The sequence below is a fragment of the Ruegeria sp. CDSC068 genome, assembly GCF_059610545.1.
On record NZ_JBXWNV010000011.1, the window covers coordinates 96,567 to 115,874 of the forward strand.

The 19,308-nt window shown below is 58.5% G+C and carries 17 protein-coding genes; 8 read left to right on the plus strand and 9 right to left on the minus strand.

All coding sequences use genetic code 11. From position 1 onward, the window contains the following. Positions 1–11: 11 nt before the first annotated feature. The 3 genes from AC2FID_RS19520 to AC2FID_RS19530 form a co-directional block, all read right to left on the minus strand. Positions 12–4,091, minus strand: a complete 4,080-nt coding sequence (locus AC2FID_RS19520; protein WP_496838286.1) for a translocation/assembly module TamB domain-containing protein — start codon at positions 4,089–4,091, stop codon at positions 12–14. Next, positions 4,088–5,836 carry an autotransporter assembly complex protein TamA gene (locus tag AC2FID_RS19525; RefSeq protein ID WP_496838288.1) on the minus strand — a complete coding sequence of 583 codons (1,749 nt, stop codon included), beginning with the start codon at positions 5,834–5,836 and terminating at the stop codon, positions 4,088–4,090. The genes AC2FID_RS19520 and AC2FID_RS19525 overlap by 4 nt, the downstream gene beginning before the upstream one ends. Positions 5,837–6,051: 215 nt before the next feature. Next, on the minus strand, positions 6,052–7,275 hold the full coding sequence (locus tag AC2FID_RS19530) for a urate hydroxylase PuuD (RefSeq protein ID WP_113791601.1): 1,224 nt from the start codon (positions 7,273–7,275) through the stop codon (positions 6,052–6,054). A 96-nt stretch (positions 7,276–7,371) separates the two neighbouring features. Between AC2FID_RS19530 and AC2FID_RS19535 the strand changes: the two genes are divergently transcribed. Then, the gene (locus tag AC2FID_RS19535; RefSeq protein ID WP_496838290.1) at positions 7,372–8,295 is read left to right on the plus strand and encodes a LysR family transcriptional regulator; all 924 of its coding nucleotides are present in this window, start codon (positions 7,372–7,374) and stop codon (positions 8,293–8,295) included. Positions 8,296–8,328: 33 nt separating this feature from the next. Here the strand turns inward: AC2FID_RS19535 and uraH are convergent, their stop codons facing one another. Continuing rightward, entirely contained in the window at positions 8,329–8,685 is a 357-nt protein-coding gene (uraH, locus tag AC2FID_RS19540) for a hydroxyisourate hydrolase (protein ID WP_058273190.1), read from the minus strand. Between the two features lie 161 nt (positions 8,686–8,846). Between uraH and puuE the strand changes: the two genes are divergently transcribed. Then, a complete protein-coding gene (puuE, locus tag AC2FID_RS19545; RefSeq protein ID WP_496838334.1) occupies positions 8,847–10,265 on the plus strand; it encodes an allantoinase PuuE in 1,419 nt (472 codons plus the stop codon). Next, positions 10,262–10,750: an ureidoglycolate lyase gene (locus AC2FID_RS19550; RefSeq protein ID WP_496838291.1), complete on the plus strand. Its 489-nt coding sequence runs from the start codon at positions 10,262–10,264 to the stop codon at positions 10,748–10,750. Before puuE ends, AC2FID_RS19550 begins: the two co-directional genes overlap by 4 nt. A 94-nt stretch (positions 10,751–10,844) precedes the next feature. On the opposite strand, the gene AC2FID_RS19555 is transcribed toward AC2FID_RS19550, so the two are convergent. From AC2FID_RS19555 to AC2FID_RS19565, 3 genes are all read right to left on the minus strand, one after another. Continuing rightward, complete coding sequence (locus AC2FID_RS19555) at positions 10,845–11,831, minus strand: type I glyceraldehyde-3-phosphate dehydrogenase (RefSeq protein ID WP_496838293.1); 987 nt, start codon at positions 11,829–11,831, stop codon at positions 10,845–10,847. 54 nt (positions 11,832–11,885) lie between these two features. Next, entirely contained in the window at positions 11,886–12,209 is a 324-nt protein-coding gene (locus AC2FID_RS19560) for a hypothetical protein (protein WP_058273193.1), read from the minus strand. Positions 12,210–12,298: 89 nt separating this feature from the next. Next, a complete protein-coding gene (locus AC2FID_RS19565; RefSeq protein ID WP_496838295.1) occupies positions 12,299–13,132 on the minus strand; it encodes a bifunctional allantoicase/(S)-ureidoglycine aminohydrolase in 834 nt (277 codons plus the stop codon). Between the two features lie 175 nt (positions 13,133–13,307). On the opposite strand from AC2FID_RS19565, the gene AC2FID_RS19570 reads away from it, so the two are divergent. Continuing rightward, the gene (locus AC2FID_RS19570) at positions 13,308–13,664 is read left to right on the plus strand and encodes a hypothetical protein (RefSeq protein WP_058273195.1); all 357 of its coding nucleotides are present in this window, start codon (positions 13,308–13,310) and stop codon (positions 13,662–13,664) included. Between the two features lie 7 nt (positions 13,665–13,671). Here the strand turns inward: AC2FID_RS19570 and AC2FID_RS19575 are convergent, their stop codons facing one another. Next, positions 13,672–14,607: a 2-hydroxyacid dehydrogenase gene (locus AC2FID_RS19575; protein WP_496838297.1), complete on the minus strand. Its 936-nt coding sequence runs from the start codon at positions 14,605–14,607 to the stop codon at positions 13,672–13,674. Positions 14,608–14,734: 127 nt separating this feature from the next. Here AC2FID_RS19575 and AC2FID_RS19580 point away from each other — a divergent pair, with 127 nt between their 5' ends. The 4 genes from AC2FID_RS19580 (at position 14,735) to AC2FID_RS19595 (ending at position 18,445) form a co-directional block, all read left to right on the plus strand. Next, positions 14,735–15,970, plus strand: a complete 1,236-nt coding sequence (locus AC2FID_RS19580) for an acyl-CoA dehydrogenase family protein (RefSeq protein WP_282170775.1) — start codon at positions 14,735–14,737, stop codon at positions 15,968–15,970. A gap of 11 nt (positions 15,971–15,981) precedes the next feature. After that, positions 15,982–16,785 carry a thioesterase family protein gene (locus AC2FID_RS19585; protein ID WP_496757552.1) on the plus strand — a complete coding sequence of 268 codons (804 nt, stop codon included), beginning with the start codon at positions 15,982–15,984 and terminating at the stop codon, positions 16,783–16,785. Positions 16,786–16,907: 122 nt separating this feature from the next. Next, the gene (locus AC2FID_RS19590; protein ID WP_496838300.1) at positions 16,908–17,507 is read left to right on the plus strand and encodes a DUF1007 family protein; all 600 of its coding nucleotides are present in this window, start codon (positions 16,908–16,910) and stop codon (positions 17,505–17,507) included. Then, positions 17,492–18,445, plus strand: coding sequence for a nickel/cobalt transporter (locus AC2FID_RS19595; protein WP_496838302.1), 954 nt, complete (start codon positions 17,492–17,494; stop codon positions 18,443–18,445). Before AC2FID_RS19590 ends, AC2FID_RS19595 begins: the two co-directional genes overlap by 16 nt. Here the strand turns inward: AC2FID_RS19595 and truA are convergent. Next, positions 18,442–19,209 (minus strand): tRNA pseudouridine(38-40) synthase TruA, encoded by a 768-nt coding sequence (gene truA / locus AC2FID_RS19600; protein ID WP_496838303.1) that lies wholly within the window; start codon positions 19,207–19,209, stop codon positions 18,442–18,444. The two genes, AC2FID_RS19595 and truA, sit on opposite strands and share 4 nt — an antisense overlap. Positions 19,210–19,308: the final 99 nt, after the last annotated feature.

The following is a 19,308-nucleotide window of genomic DNA, read 5'->3' on the forward strand; positions in this document are numbered from 1 at the left end:
CTGAGGCCTGCTTAGTAGTCGCGCGAAAAGAAGACCCCAACACCGGTCTCACCCCGGCCATCTACAGTGCCTTTCACGGTGAAACTGTCGGTGACATCCAAGTTCAGATTCACCTCGGTGTCGCCTTCGGTGTTGACGGTGAAATCGGTGTAAAGGTTGTCGCTCAGATACGCCCCGGCGCCGAGCCGGCCCGCGCCACCTTCGGACACGCCGATGTCCACGGTATCGACGCCCGTTGACTCGCGCAGGCCTTTGGTCGCGTCTCCGCCGGCGCCGCTGAGTTGCGCCAGCGAGGCCGCCATCTGAGCGATTACGAACGGTGACAACTCTGAGAAGCGATTACCGAACAACAGCATTGCCAGCGCTTCCTCAGCTGGGCGCTCCGGGTCGGAAAAGACGTTGACCTCGGGCGAGTCCAGTGGTCCGGCGATCTCGATCGTTGCCGTACCATCAGAGGTGCTGGTTGAGGATTCAAATTCGATATAGGGCGTCAGGTCCCCTTGCAGCGTCACAATGCCCTTGGTCAGGGCCAGCCTGCGCCCCAGAATGTCAAAGTTACCACGGATCAGTTCGATCTGGCCCGATGGGATGACCGAGGACGTGGTGCCGCCGATGTTTATTCTTCCACCCAGCTCTGCGTTGACGCCGCGCCCGCGGACAAACACGGCCTTGGGTGCCAAAAGACTGACATCCAGGGCGATACGAGAATCGCTTTTATTGCCGTCTTCACTTTGGACGAGGCCCGCGCGTTCACGGGTCACATAGCCTGACCCGCTTTCATTCACGTGAACGATGTCTGGGATAGGGGCCGCCCCCACGGCACCTGATGCGGCCGCTAGGTTGATATTGGTTTCGCCAAACGTGATCTGTCCAGCGATCGAGCTGTTACCCGCCAGCGCCCCGGTCATCGCAATTTGCCCGTTCAGCGTGGTTTCATACAGCAACTGATCGGTCAGTACGAGGCTGTTAAGGGCGGTCGTGATATTGGCATTGAATGGTGGTGAAAGGTCTACAGGCCCGCTGACGGTAAAATTGCCGCCTGCCCGTGGTCCGCCACTTAGGGAAATCGTGGCGCGGCTATTCGCAAGTTGGACCGATCCGCTGATGCCGGTGATTGTCTGTCCCGCGCCGGGAATTGCCAGCGAAGTACCTGACGTAGTGATTGATCCGGACAGGGATTCCAGTGCGGGTTTGCCCGACAGGGTCAAGTCATATCGCGCGCTGCCGTCGATCTTGTTGGGCGTGATAAATGTATTGGCAATGCCAAGATTGACGCCGCCAACGGCTTTCATGTCCGCTTCTCCGGTGCTTTCGTCGAAGGTACCAGAGACTTTGCCGCTAATCTCCGCAGGCCCGTCGGCCTGGGCGTCGATTGTCCAGACACCCTTATTGCGCTTAGCGCTGCCATTGGCGGCCACTGTACCCGGAAACTCAGGTACAAAACGCTCGATCCGGTTAAATTTAGCGTCAAAATCCAGATCCGCCGACCCATCGCTGTCCACCGTCCCGGCAAGCTTGGCGTATGAGCTGTCTGGGCCATTCAGGTTGACCGTGCCTTCCACGCCCTTGGATGTCGGGGCCACGTTTCCATCCAACGTCAGTGGACCGGACATCGTGTTCAACACCCGCGCCAGATCGTCCAGTTTGACCGAGAAATCCAGCCCGCCCGCTTGACGGTCCAGCTTACCCGAAGCCGTTGCGGTGATGGCCGTGCCGTTCAGGCGGAACGTTTCAATGCTAAGGCCATCTTCCTCATTCTGGGCATCTACGGACAGGGTCGTCTGGCCCTGAATCAGTTTGTCCACGGCCTCAATGCCGGTTTGGATGTTGTTGGCATCGAGGTTGCCCTGAACATCGAATGCCCGGGTGGACAGGGTACCGTTGCCTTGCACGTTTGCTGCGACCGAACCGGCAAGATCACGCCCGGCCAACCCGGAAAACAGGGACAGGTCCGGCACATTCAATTGCGCTTGGCCATCTGCCGACAGATCTCCGGTGGGATCGTCTACAACCGCTTGTACTTGCGCAGTGAGGGCGCGCCCATTCACCGAGGCGCTGCGGATGTCGATACTGTCTGCGGTTCTGGCGCCGTCCCATTCGATCTCGGTTCTGCCGGTCAGCAGAGGGTCGATATCGGCCATACCAGTCTTGATGTTCTGACCTATCACGCTGGCCGTGCCGTCAAATTCCAGCGTTTGTACCGTGCCTGTACCGTTCACGGTCGCCTGTAGGGAACCGCCAAGGTCGCGTTTTGCCAAGCCAGAGAAGACCGACAAATCCGATGCGTTGACCCGGGCCTGCCCATCAATGGTCAGGTTGCCGTCGGGCGTCGTCACAACACCGCTGGCCACGGCTTTGGCGGCCTTACTGTCCAGATCGAATTCACGGATAGTTATGCCGTCTGTGCCGCGGCTTGCGTCCAGAGTGATCGTGGTCTCTCCGGTGATAACCGGGTCGATATCGTCACGGCCAGTAGACAAGTCGCGGCCCTGAACCATGACTTTGCCGTCAAAGCTGCGTTCCAGCGGTGAACCTTTTCCGGTCACGCTGGCCGAGACCTGCCCGCCAAGGTCCAGCTTGGCAAGATCCGAAAAGCGCGACAGGTCAGTTGCGTCCAGCTTGGCCGTACCGTCGACCGTCAAGCCGCTGGTCAGACCTGAGATCAGCGCGTCCAGCGCCAGCGTGTAGTCAGAGCCCACAAGCTCGAACCCCGATAGGTTCAGTGACTGGTCGCTGCTATAGTCGAACTGGCCATCAAGTGTGATGCGATCGCCCAAAGCTGTGGTCAGCGCGTCATCGGCCATCTCTATTCCGCCGACCGCGATTTGAACGTCGCCGTCGACAGTCAGAACCTCGCCCTGATCCAGGTTGCCTTGTGCGGTGATCCGGGCATCACCCAGCTTGGCCTGCGGGGACGCGAATTCATTGGCAGTCAGGCTTAGGTCCCAAAGGTTGCCGTTCTGGCGGTCAAACAGTGCCGACACCTGCGCCGCCTTGATAGAGGTATCGCCCCCCGCGACCGGAAGAACGACGGCTTCCCCATCCGGCGGAGTGATGCGCCCTTGCAGGGCCGCCAGTTGCAATTCACCACCTTCGGCCAATTGAAGCTCACCCTTCAGATCCAGTGCCTGCGTGGTGAGTTCCAAATCCGAGATGTCCAGCGCGCCCTCGGGCTTGGTCTGGCCATCGACATAAAGCCGTGATTTTGGGCCGAAGAACGGATCGATGTCCTCCCCCAGAAAGGGTGTCAGATCGCCGTTCAGATCAGCGGTGAACGCAATGCCGTCCGCTGCGCCACCCTCGGCCGCCTGCAGCTGAACCTGCCCAGTGACGCGCATCTGGTTGTCGCTGCTCAGCCCAATATCGGCGGTAAAATCCGTCAGAGGACCCGCGCCCTTGGCTGCCAGGCCGATCGGCGGGCTGTCGGGGATCTTCAGCGCGGTTGAAATCAGACCACCAGAGGCTTCGTTCACCTGTAAATCCAGGTTGATCTCACTTGTAGAGTTCTGGAACCCGGCCGCCAGCTTGATCTCATCCCCTGCGCGGTCCAGTCGGATCACGTCTAGATTGGTGTCCAGCGCCCCATCTGCCAGCGACAGGTTGCCTGTCACGCTCAGATCAGCGGCGACACCGATCAATGGCTCACCAAGAGACAGTTCATCCACTCGGATTTCACCGATTTCGATGGAAACTGGCAGTTCGGGCAGTTGAAACGGTTGCGTTTCCGCCGAAGCAGGTGGTTCTTCCTTGGTCGTTGTGCCCGGTGCACGGGCAATATCGATTTCCTGCGCGGTCAGAGAGTTGACCGAAAACCGGCCGCGGATAAGCGCCAGACGGTTCCAGTCAAGTTCGGCGTCCTTGATGGTCAGCCAAACACCTTCATCATCGGCAACTGTGATCTCTTCAATCGTCGCGCGCGCGCTCAGCGCGCCTTGCAGGCCCTTAACGGTCACGTTTTGGTCGTCGCCAGAGAGCGTATCCTGCAGGAAGTTCTCCAGCATGCTGCCGCCTTCCTCCTGCGCGGCAAGTGGCAGAGGGGCAGACAGCATCAGCCCCGAAAACAATAACGGATATGCGCGACGTCCAATCAAAATGCCTGTCCGATCCCGATATAAAACTGCAAGCCGTCGCCGGTGTCACCCTGCACTGGAACGGCCAGATCCAGCCGCAACGGACCAAATCCGCCCAGATCATACCGAACCCCAAGCCCGGCACCCGCGTGATATTCTGCGCCGCTGCCGATGAATGAGGATGTGTCCACCGTACCGTAGTCATAAAACCCGACCAGAGATATGGCTTCGGTGACTTTGCCACGCACCTCGGCGGAAAGACCAAGGAAAGATTTGCCCCCTGCAATACCAGTGCCGATAGGGATGCCAAGACTCTCGTAAGGTTGGCCGCGAACCGTTCCGGCACCGCCCGAGAAAAACAGGAAGTCTGGTGTTACACCGTCCGGTGATGGCCCGAGCACTGATCCCAGCTGTACGCGACCGGCCAGAACCAGCCGTCCGCCGGTGCCGAGGCTGGTATAGCTGCGCCCGTCAAAAAACATGCGTATGCCGCTTTCGGTTTCGGACAGACCAGCAAAGGGCGTGATCTGCGCGTCCAGATAAAAGCCGCGCGTTGCGCTGACCTTACTGTCGCGCTCGTCCCATTCCGACCGCAAGGGAAGGATGAAATATCGGAACCTGCGGTCATCGCCATAGGCGTCGTCCGCGCTGGACCACTGAAACCCGGCTGAGGCTTCGGCATATAGCCGATCAGAGAACGTGCGCCGGGCACCGTAGGCCAGCGACGCAACGGTGACGTTGTAGTTTTCTGTGTTGCGCCGTTCCAGAAGCGCGTTCCAGAAAGTGTTGTCATCGGGACCAAGCCGGTCGGGCTGATCCAGACGCAAGCCGATCCGGCCGTCGATATCCTCGGCACCGCCGATATTACGGACTGCCGCCTCGAACCGCAGGCGTTCGGCACGCCGGAATACGTTGCGATGCGTCCAGGTCGCGGTCACGTCTACCCCGTCGCGCGACGCGATCTCGGCGCCAAAGGTCAGTCGGCGCTTGGGTAAATCTTCAAACGTCGCGTCGAAATCCAATGTGCCGTCCGGGTTCGGAGTGTCCCTCTCTTCAATCGAAACAACGTTGAAGGTCCCCGTCCGCCGCAACCGTGTGCCGACCTTCTGGATTTTCTCGGGCGAATATACTTCGCCTGCCGGAAACCCGGCGATCTTTTCTATTGACCGGTGGCGCACATCGGTGTCGCCCTTGATGATCATTTTGCCAAATCTCAGGCGCGGGCCGGGGGTAAGGTCGATCTCGGCATCCAGCTTGGCCTCGGCATGGCGGGCAATGACTTTCTGGCCTTCGACTTCGGCCTTGGCATGACCCGCGTTGCGCCAACCCTGCACGCCAGCTGACGCGGCTTGTTGGATCGCGCCGGTGGTCGCGAGTTTGCCGACCGCAAACTCCTCGGGCAGAACTGTTTCGGGCGTTATCGGTTGTACGATGGCTTCGCCAAAGGTGAACTTGGGGCCGGTGTTGACCGTGATTACCGCGCTATTGATCTGCGCTGGTACGCTGAGCGAGCTGATCTCAGCTGCTTCTTTTCCGTCCAGTTTGATGCTTACGACTGGGCTGAAATACCCTTCGTCATAAAGAATTTGGACTAGAGTGCGATAATCCGAAAGCGCCGCCGACAAGATCTCAAGCGGCGTGTCCAGCCCGCGAGATTCGGCCGTCGTAACCGAGGAGGTTTCCTCCATCCGCTCGACAAGCTCTTTTGAAGCACCCGGAGCTGTTAAGGTGGTTTCCAGCGCGGCCAATGCGGTCGGCAGGGTCATTGCAATCGCGCCGAGAAGGCATCTCTTCAAAAAGGCGCGCGGCCTGCTCCCCGGCATCTGATAGCTCCAACTGCCCCAACTCGAAATCACATTTGCCGTTTTTTGCAAAGCAACGGCTGATTACATTCATGTTAGAGCATCAGAGTCCTTGCAGGAAAAGACTAAATCCAGCGTCGCCTGAATTTTGCGACCTGTGTGATTGATCGGTCTCGGGATCAGGAACCTGCGTTGCGAAACCAGCGGATGATTGCCTCTCGGTCCTCGGGCTCCATGTAGGTGACGTTTGCGGGGGGCATCGCGTGGCTGACCCCCGCCTGCAGATAGATTTGCTGGGCGTTGCGGGCAATGTCGCCTTCAGTTTCCAGCAATACGCCCTTTGGCGCCCACAAAATGCCCTCCCACACCGGTTCGCGCGCGTGGCACATCGAACAGCGTCCAAGAACAACGTCATGGGCCTCTTCAAAGCCATCGGCGGCAGCATATTTCTGTTCAAACGGTGTCAGTGGCTGTGCTTCGGCCTCTTCCAGAGGTTTGTACATAGGGGCAGTAGACAACCACATGATTGCGATGAACAACAGTGCCGTGACCAACCACGTCCAGGTCGGATCGCCTGCCCGTGCGTGGCGCGTGTTGAAGTAGTGTCGGATGGTCACGCCCATCAGGAAGACCAGAGCCGCGATGATCCAGTTGTATTCTGTCGCAAAGGCCAGCGGGTAGTGGTTCGACAACATAAGGAACACCACCGGCAATGTCAGGTAGTTGTTATGCGTCGAGCGCAGCTTGGCGATTTTGCCGTACTTTGGGTCAGGTGTACGGCCGTTCTTCAGATCGTCTACCACGATGCGTTGGTTCGGCATGATGATGAAAAACACGTTGGCTGTCATGATCGTGGCCGTGAATGCCCCCAGATGCAGCATCATCGCACGACCGGTAAATACCTGATTATAGCCCCATCCCATAACAACCAGCAGCACAAACAACAGCACCATCAGCAGGGTAGGACGTTCACCCAAACCCGATTTGCATAGGAAATCATAGATCAGCCAACCGACAGTCAGCGAGGCGGCCGAAATCAGAATGCCTTGCCACAGCGCCAGATCGGCTTTTTGTGCGTCGATCAGATAAAGCTCTCCGCCCACCCAGTACACGATCATCAGCAACCCGGCCCCGCTGAGCCAGGTCGCGTAGCTTTCCCATTTGAACCAAACCAGGTGTTCCGGCATCCGTTCGGGCGCAACTAGGTATTTCTGAATGTGGTAAAAGCCGCCGCCATGTACTTGCCATTCCTCGCCATCCGCCGGGCCGGGGATGTCGCGGTTCAGACCAAGGTCCAGTGCGATGAAATAAAATGAGGATCCGATCCAGGCAATGGCGGTAATAACGTGCAGCCAGCGCACGGCAAAAGCCATCCAGTCCCAGAACACGGCGAAGTCGTACATGAGAAAGCTCTCCGATTGGTTGCCGTCACACTAGGCAAAGGGCACTTTCTTCGGTATTCCCTGATATTGTCAAACTGTATCAAAAAAAACGAAAAGATGTCCTATCTAGACAACATCCGTACCTTTGTCAGGGTTTATGACCTTGGCAGCATGTCCGCTGCTGGGCGAGACCTGCGAATCTCGCCTGCGGTGACGTCGGCGCGGATATCTCAGCTTGAAGATCATCTGGGCGTGCGCCTGTTTCAAAGAACGACGCGCAACCTCAGCCCGACAGAGCAGGGGCGGGCATTCTATCCCGGTGCTGTGGCCGTTCTGGATGCGGTGGACGATGCCGAAGCGCAGGTCGTCCATCTGACCGAGGCCCCGCGGGGATCGTTGTTTGTGGCTGCTCCACTAGGGGTGGGGCGCAGGGTTTTGGCACCGCATGTGCCCGATTTTCTTGCGGAATATCCCGAGATCGACGTGCGCCTGCGGTTGACCGACAGATCCGTTGATCTGACGACCGAAGGTTTGGATCTAGCCTTTTTCATCGGCCAACCTGAAGACAGTACCCTGCGTATTCGAAAGATCGCTGACTGCCAGCGCGTGCTTTGTGCCGCTCCGGCCTATGTTGAACGCAGGGGCATGCCAGCAACGGGCGCGGACCTGGTGTCGCAGCGCCATGAATGCCTGAATCTGAGGTTTCCCGGCGCGACCGAGTTTCAGTGGCAATTGGAAACGCCTGACGGTCCCCAGCGGTTCGCAGTCTCTGGCCGGTTCGAATGTGACGACGGTGACGTGCTGACTGACTGGGCGCTGTCGGGGCAGGGGATCGCGATGAAACCGGTTTTTGAAGTGGCCGAACACCTCAGTTCGGGGCGTCTGGTCCCCGTAGCGGTCGAAACGCCGCCGGTATCTGTTCAAATGGCCTGCCTATACACACATCGCCGCCATCAGGACCCCAAGGCGCGTTTGTTCATGGATTTCATGATTGCGCGGATCGGCAAGGTCGTGCGTGGGTCGGAATCTGCTGACACATAGAGCTGCCGCTTAACGGTAACCCCATCCCGTGGTTCAACTGCCCCGGTAGGTCGAATAGCCGTAAGGGGACAGCAGCAGAGGTACATGGTAATGTGCCTCGGCATCAGACATGCCAAACCGGAGCGGCACCTGATCCAGAAACAGCGGGTCATCAGCTGCCTGACCCGATGCGCGCAGATAGTCTCCTGCGAAGAATACCAGCTCGTAAGTACCAGTTTTGAAAGAGTCTTGTGGCAAGATTGGGCTGTCAGTGCGCCCGTCCGAATTGGTCTCCATCTCGGCGATTTTGCGATGCGAGTTCCCCGACACCCGATAGAGTGCGATTTTCAATCCTTCAGCCGGGCAGCCGCGTGCAGTGTCCAGAACATGGGTCGTCAGATAGCCAGCCACGGGTCTCTCCTTTGATTTGTCTTTTGCTTTGTCACAGTCTGACGCAAAGTTTGAAACAGTGGAAATGCCGAAAGAACCGGAAACAGCGTTCGGATTGATTTGATAATCATCGGTGTGTTTCTGGGGTAAGGCTATTCAAAAGATCAAGAATGGAAGATGCCATGCAGCCCTCTCGCTATCCTCGTGACATGATCGGATATGGTGCCAACCCGCCAGATGCCAAATGGCCGGGCGGCGCGAAGCTGGCCGTTCAGATCGTACTGAACTACGAAGAGGGCGGTGAAAATTGCGTGCTGCACGGCGATGCCGCGTCCGAGGCGTTTCTGTCCGAAATCGTGGGGGCCGCCCAATGGCCGGCCCAGCGCCATTGGAACATGGAATCGATCTATGAGTACGGCGCGCGCGCCGGATTCTGGAGGTTGCACCGGTTGATGCAGGATCTGCCGATCACGGTCTACGGTGTCGCGACTGCTCTGGCCCGCTCGCCGGATCAGGTGGCTGCGATGAAGGCAGCGGGGTGGGAGATTGCCAGCCATGGTCTGAAATGGGTCGAACATAAAGACATGCCCGCAGATGAAGAGCGCGCACAAATTGCCGAGGCTATCCGTCTTCACACCGAGGTCGTCGGAGAACGCCCGCGTGGTTGGTACACAGGGCGCTGTTCCGAGAATACTGTTCAGTTGGTGGCAGAAGAGGGCGGATTTGCCTATGTGGCCGATACATATGCGGACGACTTGCCCTATTGGGTGCAAGCGGGTGGGCGGGATCAGTTGATCGTACCCTACACGTTGGATTGCAACGATATGCGCTTTGCCACGCCGCAGGGATTCAATGCGGGTGACCAGTTCTATTCCTACCTGAAAGACAGCTTTGATGCGCTATACGCCGAGGGCGAGGGCGGAGCGCCCAAGATGCTGTCGATCGGCTTGCACTGCCGCCTGATCGGACGACCTGGCCGGGTGATGGCGTTGAAACGTTTCCTGGAATACGCGCGCGGCTTTTCCGATGTCTGGTTTGCGACACGGTTGCAGATCGCCGAACACTGGGCGGAACACCATCCGGCGGTGCCGCATCCGAAGCCTGCTCAGATGGATCGGGACGCGTTTGTCGCGACGTATGGCGGCATCTTCGAGCATTCCGCCTGGATTGCCGAACGGGCGTATGAGCTGGAATTGGGACCGGCCAATGACACGGCAGGTGGGCTGCACAATGCACTGACCCGCATGTTCCGTTCCGCCTCTGCGGACGAAAGGATGGGTGTCCTGACCGCGCACCCGGATCTTGCCGGAAAGCTGGCGCAGGCCAAACGGTTGACACAGGAAAGCACGTCCGAGCAGGCTTCGGCCGGGTTGGATGCCCTGACAGATGAAGAGCGTGTGACGTTCACCGAGTTGAACCAGAAATACACTGAGAAATTCGGCTTTCCGTTTATCATCGCCGTACGTGATCACGACAAAACGTCTATCCTTCAGGCGTTTCAACGGCGGAGCGATCAGGATAAGGACACCGAATTCGCCGAGGCTTGCCGTCAGGTCGAGCGAATCGCCGAATTCCGGTTGCGGGACGTTTTACCCTCATGAGCGCGCAAGTCAGAACTGCGCCATTGACGGCCAAGGCATTTGCCCCGTTTGGTGATGTCATCGAAGTGACCGGTGATCCGGACAAGATCATCAATCAGGGGCAATGTGGTCGCTACCATGATCTGGCGCGACTGGATTTCACAGACGGGCGCGCCGGTATCAGCCTTTTCAACGCCAATCCGCGATCCTTGCCCTATCAACTGGATATGGTTGAGCGTCACCCCGAGGGCAGTCAGGCATTCATACCGATGACACACCAGCCCTTTCTGGTTGTCGTGGCCCCGGATGAGGGCGGGCGGCCCGGACATCCGCGGGCATTTGTGACCAAGCCCGGACAGGGTGTGAACTATTTTCGCGGCACATGGCATGGGGTGCTGACCCCATTGCACGGGCCCGGCTTATTCGCTGTGATTGATCGGATTGGTGGGGGGGCTAATCTGGAGGAGTTTTGGTTTGACACCTCGTTTGAGATCATAGGCGGATAGGGCTATCCCGCCCGGTCAATGCGCATCAAAGATGCTTGTGAACCGTTTGGCCAAGCAGCGCGCGGGCAAGCCCGCCCGCTGCGCCCGCGCAAATTCAGCCATCTGTCATAAGGCGGGCAACATCCAACATGCGTGCCGAAAATCCCCATTCATTGTCATACCAGCCGAAAACACGGACCTGATGTTCGCCGACCATGCGTGTTTCGGGTCCCGCTATAACCAGCGACTCTGGGCGTGTACGCAGGTCTGACGAGACCAGAGGGGAATCGGTCCAGCCCAGCACAGGCGATGTCTGGACGGCCGCGCGCAGTTCGGCTTCGAACAACCCAGGCGACATTCCGCGATCCAGCGTCAACACCAGATCAATGGCGGATACACTGGCTGTCGGGACCCGAACAGCAGCGCCCGAGATGCGGCCGGCCAAATGCGGCATGACTTCGTCTATCAGATGAGTGGCGCTTGACGTGGTCGGCACCATAGACAGCGCGCCCGCGCGCGAACGGGCCAAATCGCCGCGTGGCGCGTCCACCATAGGCTGGCTGTTCGTATAGCAGTGAATTGTTGTCATATGGGCTGACGCAATCCCGCCAATCTGGTCCAGCACTTTGACCAAGGGCGCAAGCCCGTTGGTTGTGCAAGACGCGTTGGACACGATGCGAGCATTGCCCAACTGATCTTCGTTGGCGCCCAGAACAATAGTGATTTCGGTCGCGGGCGAGGGGCCAGAGATCAGCACCTTGCGAGCCCCGGCGGTCAGGCCCTGACTGGCCACATCCGAGGTACGAGCAACGCCAGTGCAATCCATCAGAACGTCGACACCGGATAGATCGACATGTGCCAGATTGGGGCTGTGTGTCATTGGGATTTTGCGCCCATCGACGACGATCGCCGCGTCGCCCTGTTCTACTGCTCCGGCGAAGGGGCCAAAGGTGCTGTCATATTTGAACAGGTAGGCGCAGGTCTCAAGCGGGGCGATGTCGTTGATCAGAACCAGCTCAATATCTGTATCCTGCGGCAAAGCCAGCAGCTGCCGCAGGATTGTGCGGCCAATACGGCCGAATCCGTTGATTGCAAGTTTCATGCGCAAGCTATGGCAGCGCGCTGCCAATAGCTCAATGCCCGTTGTGACCTATGGTCAGTTGCAGCTGACCTGCGAAAAGAACTGACCCGAAATGTTCTGGTACATGCTGGCCACGATCGGTCTGCACCCAGTCGCTTGCTGAAAGGCGGCTATGGCCTGAATGGTGCGCAAGCGCGGCGGTGGGCCAAAGGGGTTCAGGTTGTTGTTGTCGCGCGTCGCACGGTACACGACCGGAGCGTCCGAGACCTGTGTCACCGCCCAGGTACGGCTCATGACAGAAACCTGTTTTGTTTCTTCCTTCGCGGCGACAGGTGTTGCATCAAATGCCGTCAAACCAATTGCAGCTGCCAGTGCCAGCATCGTTACACGCAGTACCATTGAACAATCTCCAGTGCTAAAAACTGCTGTTATTTCACCAGATTCACAGGCTTCTGTGAACCCCTGACCGAAATAAAGCGTTTAAAAGCCTAGCGTTTGGACAGTGTCAACGGCATGTGCCGGTTCACATCCTTGTAAAGCAGATAGCGAAAGCGCCCCGGCCCACCCGCATAGCAGGCCTGCGGGCAGAAGGCGCGCAACCACATGTAATCGCCGGCCTCTACCTCGACCCAATCCTGGTTGAGCCGATAGACCGCCTTGCCTTCCAGCACGTACAAACCGTGTTCCATGACATGGGTTTCGGCAAAGGGAATCACGCCGCCGGGTTCGAAATTGACGATATTGACATGCATGTCATGACGCAGATCTTGCGGATCTGTGAAGCGAGTTGTGGACCAGCGCCCCTCGGTGCCGGGCATCTCGACGGGCGATACATCACGTTCGTTGGTGATGATCGGATCTGGTGCGGGCAGGCCGGGAACGGCTTCATAGGCTTTGCGAACCCAGTGGAATCGGGCGGTTTTTTCGGCGCGGTTGCGCAAGGTCCAATCTGATCCGGGCGGGATATAGGCGTATCCGCCGGTTTCGAGAACATGAATAGTGCCACCTAATGTCAGGGTCACCTCGCCTTCGACCACAAAGAGAACACCCTGCGCCTTGGCGTCTGTTTCTGGGTGGTCGCTGCCGCCACCGGGCTGGACCTCCATGATGTATTGCGAAAACGTCTCGGCAAATCCGCTGAGGGGGCGGGACAGGACCCAAAGCCGGGTGCCTTCCCAGAACGGCAGGTTGCTGGTTACGATGTCGCGCATGGTGCCTTTAGGGATAACCGCATAGGCGTCGGTAAACATGGCGCGGTCGGTCAACAGTTGGTCTTGTCCGGGGTGTCCGCCTGTGGGCGCGTAATAGGTGGGCTGTGCCATTTCATGCCTCTGGTTCGTGTTTGAGGCACTATGAGGCGATTGGCGCGGCGGTCCTAGCACCCGAGTCGCGATAGGTTTGTTCGGTATTATTTGAAGGTCGGCCAGAGGGGCTTGGCCCCCGTTCCCCGGCGGTATAGTCTTGTGACCAAACTTATTTCAGCAAGGCGAGAAGATCATGAAAGCCTGGATTTCACCCTTTTTTGCAGCAGCCGTTGTGATCGGCGCGATTTCACTGGCACAGGCCAAGCCACTTTCGAGAATCATCGCTGAAATGGGGTTGAGCCCCGAGGACTACAGTGTCGTCAACGCCACGACCAATGCGATGTTGGCAGATGGAACGCCTCAGGTCGGAACCGAACGCAACTGGTCGAACGACGACACCGGATCAAAAGGCACTGTCCGAGTGCGCGAGGTCCGGGACAATTGCGTGCATCTCCAGCATTTCATCGTGCCCGCCGGGGCCGAACAATCACGCGAAGTCAGAACCCGCAACTGCCGGGACGCCGGCGGGAACTGGGTTCTGACGCCCTGATTTCGACTCAGTAGCCGCGTGTGCGGTCGACTTCGTGCAGTAAGGGCTTCCCTGCGGACAACCGTTGGAAATTCTCGGCAACGTCGGCCAATGCTTCACCTAAGTGCCAGCCAGAAACATGCGGAGTGATTGTGACGCCCGGGTGTGCCCAGAGCGGACTGTCTGACGGTAAGGGTTCTGTACTGGTTACGTCCAGAACGGCGTGGCCGGGCGTTCCACGGTCCAAGGCTTCGATCAGCGCATTTTCGTCAATCAGATCACCACGCCCTGCGTTCAACAGCTGACTGCCGGGCTTCATGGCTGCCAGCATCTGCACATCGAACAAGCCGAGTGTTTGCGGCGTGGAAGGCAGAATGGCGCAAACGTGGTCGCATTGGCCTAGCAACCTCGGCAGCGCATCCTCGCCATGCAGGCAGGTCACGCCCTCGATCTCTTTCGGGGATCGGCTCCATCCCATGACCTGAAAACCGATGGCGCGCAGCATTCTGGCGCTGCGGGCGCCGATATGGCCCAGACCCAGAACGCCCACTACGGTGTCCGGCGTGAATACCGGCGCTTTGGGTACCCATTCTGCCTTGCGCTGGGCGGCTTCGTGAAAGGCCATATTCCGTTGGTGGTGAAGGACATAGGCGACGAACCACTCGGCAATACCTTGCGCCGGCGCATCGGGCTTGAGTCGTGCGATACGGACGTGATCGGGCAGGCTCGGGTTGCCAACAATCGTTTCAACGCCCGCGCCCAGTTTCTGGACCAGTTGCAGGTTCGGCAGCCGTTTGGGGTGGTCGTTGTTCAGGCCGACAACAGCGACCATGGTGATTTCGCTTGCATCTCCAATCGTTTCCCGGGTGCGCACATCCGCACCGGGGTTTATGTTTCGGATCGTTTTGGCGATGTCATCATCGCTTATCCAGTCGGTTAGACCGGTTTCGATCAGTAGCGCCATGAATCACCCTCGCAATTTCATTTTGATTGAGTTGACGTTCCGTCACACAGCTAGACATTCTATCGGCAGCTAAGTCATTCTCTGTTCAAAGGTAAAGCCCGCTCTTTGGGCCTGAGGAGGAAAGCTCATGAACATGTCATTCGGTCTGCGCGAAGAAAACCGCGCGCTGCTGCAACGTGTGGCAGATATGATCCGGGATGAGATCATGCCGCTGGAAGAAGAATATCAGGCCGAAATCGATAAAGGCGACCGCTGGCAATACACCGAACGTCAGGCTGAAATCCTGGAAGGGCTGAAAACCAAGGCCAAGGCTGCCGGATTATGGAACTTCTGGCTGACCGACAGCGACAAGGGCTTCGGTTTGACCACGGTCGAGTATGCTTACTTCGCCGAAGAGATGGGCAAAACGCCTCTTGGGGCCGAGGTGTTCAACTGCTCGGCCCCCGATACCGGTAATATGGAAGTGTTCGAGCGCTACGGCACGGACCAGATGAAAGAGCAGTGGCTGAAACCCCTGCTGAACGGCGATATCCGGTCCGCGTATTTAATGACGGAACCGGATGTGGCGTCATCGGATGCCACGAACGTGTCGATGTCCTGTTTGCAAGATGGGGATGATTTTGTTCTGAACGGAGAAAAATGGTGGTCATCGGGGGCGGGTGATCCACGGTGCAAGGTCTATATCGTCATGGTCAAGACGGCAGGCGACGAGCAACCCAAACACAAGCGGCAGTCGATGATTGTTGTGCCTGCTGATGCGCCGGGGATCGAGGTTCTGCGCCCAATGCAGGTTTACGGCCACGATGATGCCCCGCACGGCCACATGCATATCCGCTTTACCAACGTCCGGGTGCCAGCTGAGAGCATCCTGTTGGGCGAAGGCCGCGGGTTCGAGATCGCGCAAGGCCGTCTCGGGCCCGGTCGTATCCACCATTGTATGCGCGCAATTGGGCAGGCTGAATCGGCGCTGGAACAGATGTGCAAACGGTCGCTGCAGCGCGAAGCCTTCGGCAAGAAACTGGCGCAACTCGGGGCCAATTTCGATATCATTGCCGAATGCCGGATGGAGATTGAAATGGCGCGCTTGCTGTGCCTGAAGGCTGCCTGGTACATGGATCAAGGCGATGCCCGTGCAGCGGCACCCTGGATCAGCCAGATCAAGGTCGTCGCCCCGCGTGTCGCACTCAAAGTCATCGATGAGGCCGTTCAGATGTTCGGCGGGCAGGGGGTCAGTCAGGACACGCCGCTGGCGACGGCCTGGACCCATGTGCGTACTTTGCGGTTGGCCGATGGGCCTGATGCGGTACACCGCCGTCAGGTGGCGCGGGCCGAGTTGAAAAAGCACACGCAGGAAAAAGTCTGAGGTTTTAGGTGGTGTTGAAACCGGATCTGAAGGAACAGACCTATTTCCACGTTCGGGCTGACGGCGCTTTTGTCGGCAATGATCCCGCACGCGGGCCGTGGTCTGCGGATCATTGTCATGCGGGCCCGGTCGCGGGGCTGATCGTTCGTTCAGCTGAAACAGAGGTTGGGCCGGAAAAGATGCTGACACGGCTGACCGTGGACTTGCTGCGCCCTCTGCCGCTGACAGGTCTGCGTGTGGCGGCGGAGACGACGCGACACACCAAGACGCTAGCCACAACCCGCGTCACTGTGCACGATCTGGACGATACACTATGCGCTACGGCCACCACGATGCATATGGTGCGTCGCGATTTGGGGGCGGTTCCCAACGTCTCGCTTGCGACACCCGGCTTTGAGGACGCGGTGACGGGCCCGTTTCCGATTGGCGAAACGCGTCACGACTTGCCGGGGTTCGCAAACCATTCGGACATTCTCTACCCCAAGGGTGGCAACCAGAAAGCCGGTCCAAAGACGATCTGGATGCGCACCCCGAAGCTGTTGGAGGGCGAGGCGCAATCGCCGATTCAGGCGCTATGCCCGCTGGCGGATTGTGGCAACGGGATCTCGTGGAATGCACCGACGTCTGAGATGGGGTTCATGAACACCGACCTGACGGTGCAGATTCATCGTGAACCCAAATCGGACTGGTTGGCCTCGCAGTCCGTATCTCATTGGCAACCGTCAGGAATAGGGATGTCGCAATCGGTTCTGTTCGACACCGAAGGCCCGGTTGGAACAGCGTTGCAGACACTGGTTTTGTTCCCGCCGAAGTGATTGGTTTGGCCAGTTCCTGCATAGGCCCGCCGAAACACGTTGCCGGGCACGGGCCAAGCCCCTATCTTTCGCCTATGCGATGGCTCATTACCCTTTTCTCCTGTTGCCTGCCGGTTCCGGCATTGGCCCACCCGCATGTCTTTATCGACACCGGGCTGGAATTCATTGTGGACGACAGCGGCCAGTTGACCCATGTCAGGGTAACCTGGGCGTATGATGAGCTTTTCTCTTTGTTTCAGTTGGAAGACATGAAACTGGATCAGGATTCTGATGGCATTCTGACCGAGAGCGAAGAAAAGTTTCTGTCCGGCTTTGATGCCCAGTGGGTCGAAGGATATAATGGCGATATCGTGGTGTTCGCCGATGGCGCGCCGGTCGATTTGTCAGGGCCGATGGAGGCCAAAGCGACCACCGAGGATGGCCGTATCGTGACAACCCACCTGCGCGCGGTGGAAGGCGGTGGAGTGCCGGCAACCGAGGTCGTCGCCAAAGCATACGATGAATCCTATTACACGGCTTATGAAGTGACCCGCCCTGTATCGGTATCCGGACCCACCTCTTGTGAGATCAGCCGGATTGACGCGGATATCGACGGGCAACTGGCGCAGATGCAGGCGTTCCTGCAGACCCTGGATGCCGACTACGACCTTGAAGAAAACGATATCCCGCTGGTCGGGGAAAACTTTGCGTCCGAGATCCGCCTTTCATGTCCAAGTACCTGATTATTCCTGTCGCCATCTCCATTGGTTTGCTGCTGTGGTTCTGGGGCAGCGGTGGCTTTGACCACTTGGCCGCATGGGCTGCGGGTGAGCAGCGCGAGTTCCAAAATCAGATCGCGCGTTCCCTACGCGCAGCCCGCGCGGAACAGCCCGAGGCCGTTGCAACACTGCTGACAGTCTGTTTTGCCTACGGCTTTTTTCACGCCATCGGCCCTGGTCACGGCAAGGTTTTGATTGGCGGCTATGGATTGGGGCGCAACGTGGCGTTCCTGCGTTTGTCTGCAATCAGCTTGTTGTCCAGCCTGGGGCAGGCAGTCACTGCGGTTGTTCTGGTCTATGCCGGGGTACTGGTGTTCCAGATGTCCCGGGCAAGCCTTGTCGATACCACCGAACGGGTCATGGCTCCGATCAGTTATGGTGCTATCGCGGCGATTGGATTGTGGCTGATCTTTCGATCCATTTGCAGTTTCGCGCGACGTCATCGCAGCAAAAAAACCCATCATCATGAGCACAAGCACGACCATCACCACCCGCACGACGAGGACCACAAACATCACGACCATGACCATGGCGTATGCGCAGATTGCGGGCATCGCCACGGTCCCACCGCCGACGAAGTGGCCCAAGTTGGCAGCTTGCGCGAAGCTGCGGTACTGATCGCTGGGATTGCCGCACGTCCCTGTACCGGAGCGCTGTTTGTGCTGATCCTGACCTGGCAGATGGGCATCGCAATGGTTGGCATTGCCGGTGCTTTCGCCATGGCTTTGGGCACGGCGACTGTCACAACGCTTGTCGGTTGGACCTCATTTGGTTTGCGCGGAGGACTGCTTGCCTCAGCCTCGGCGACGCGATTTGCCTCGGTTCTGGCTCCGACGATTGAACTGGTCGCGGGGCTGCTGATCGCCGTGATTGCAAGCGGTCTGCTGTTGCGCTCGATTTAATCGAACACGGGCTCCGGGTACCCGACCCGCGCCAGATACAGCCCTTGCGGCGGACACACCGGCCCGCAGGCGGCGCGGTCGGTGGCCTCCAACGCATCCCGTACATCTTCAGGCGACCATGTCCCGGCACCAACACGTTCAAGCGTTCCAACAAAGCTGCGCACTTGATTGTGCAGGAAAGACCGGGCGCGAACGTGAAAATGAACCTCTGGTCCGGAAAAGCCTTCAACCTGTTCGACCCGCAGCTCATCCAGGGTTTTGACCGGGCTTGCAGCCTGACAAATCGAAGACCGGAACGTGGTAAAATCATGCCGCCCGATCAGCATATCCGCGCCCGCCTGCATCGCGTCTACGTCCAGTTGATGGTTGATCCGCCAGACCTGCCCAGCGTCATGCGTAGCAGGTGCGCGGCGCATCAGGATGCGGAACAGGTATTGCCGTTCGAGTGCTGAAAACCGCGCATGCCAGTCATCGTCTACCCGTGCTGCCTTAACGATGGCAACAGGCTGCGGTTTAAGGTGATAGTTCAGCGCCTCAGACAGGCGGAACGGGTCCCAGTCCTTTGTCAGATCACAATGCGCAACCTGCCCCAGCGCGTGCACGCCCGCGTCTGTACGCCCGGCCGCGGCAATGGTGTGATCGCCGGGTTGAATACACGACAAGGCCTGTTCGATTGCCCCTTGAACAGACAGCAATTCCTTTTGCCGCTGCCATCCGGCAAACGGTTTCCCCTGGTATTCGACTTTCAGCGCGTATCTAGGCATGGGCTGCTGGTAACGCGCCGTGCCGCAACGGGCAAGAGTGGGAAAGCGCTGGTATGTCCGACAGCCGCTACCTATCTTGGGAAAAACGAAAAAAGCGGG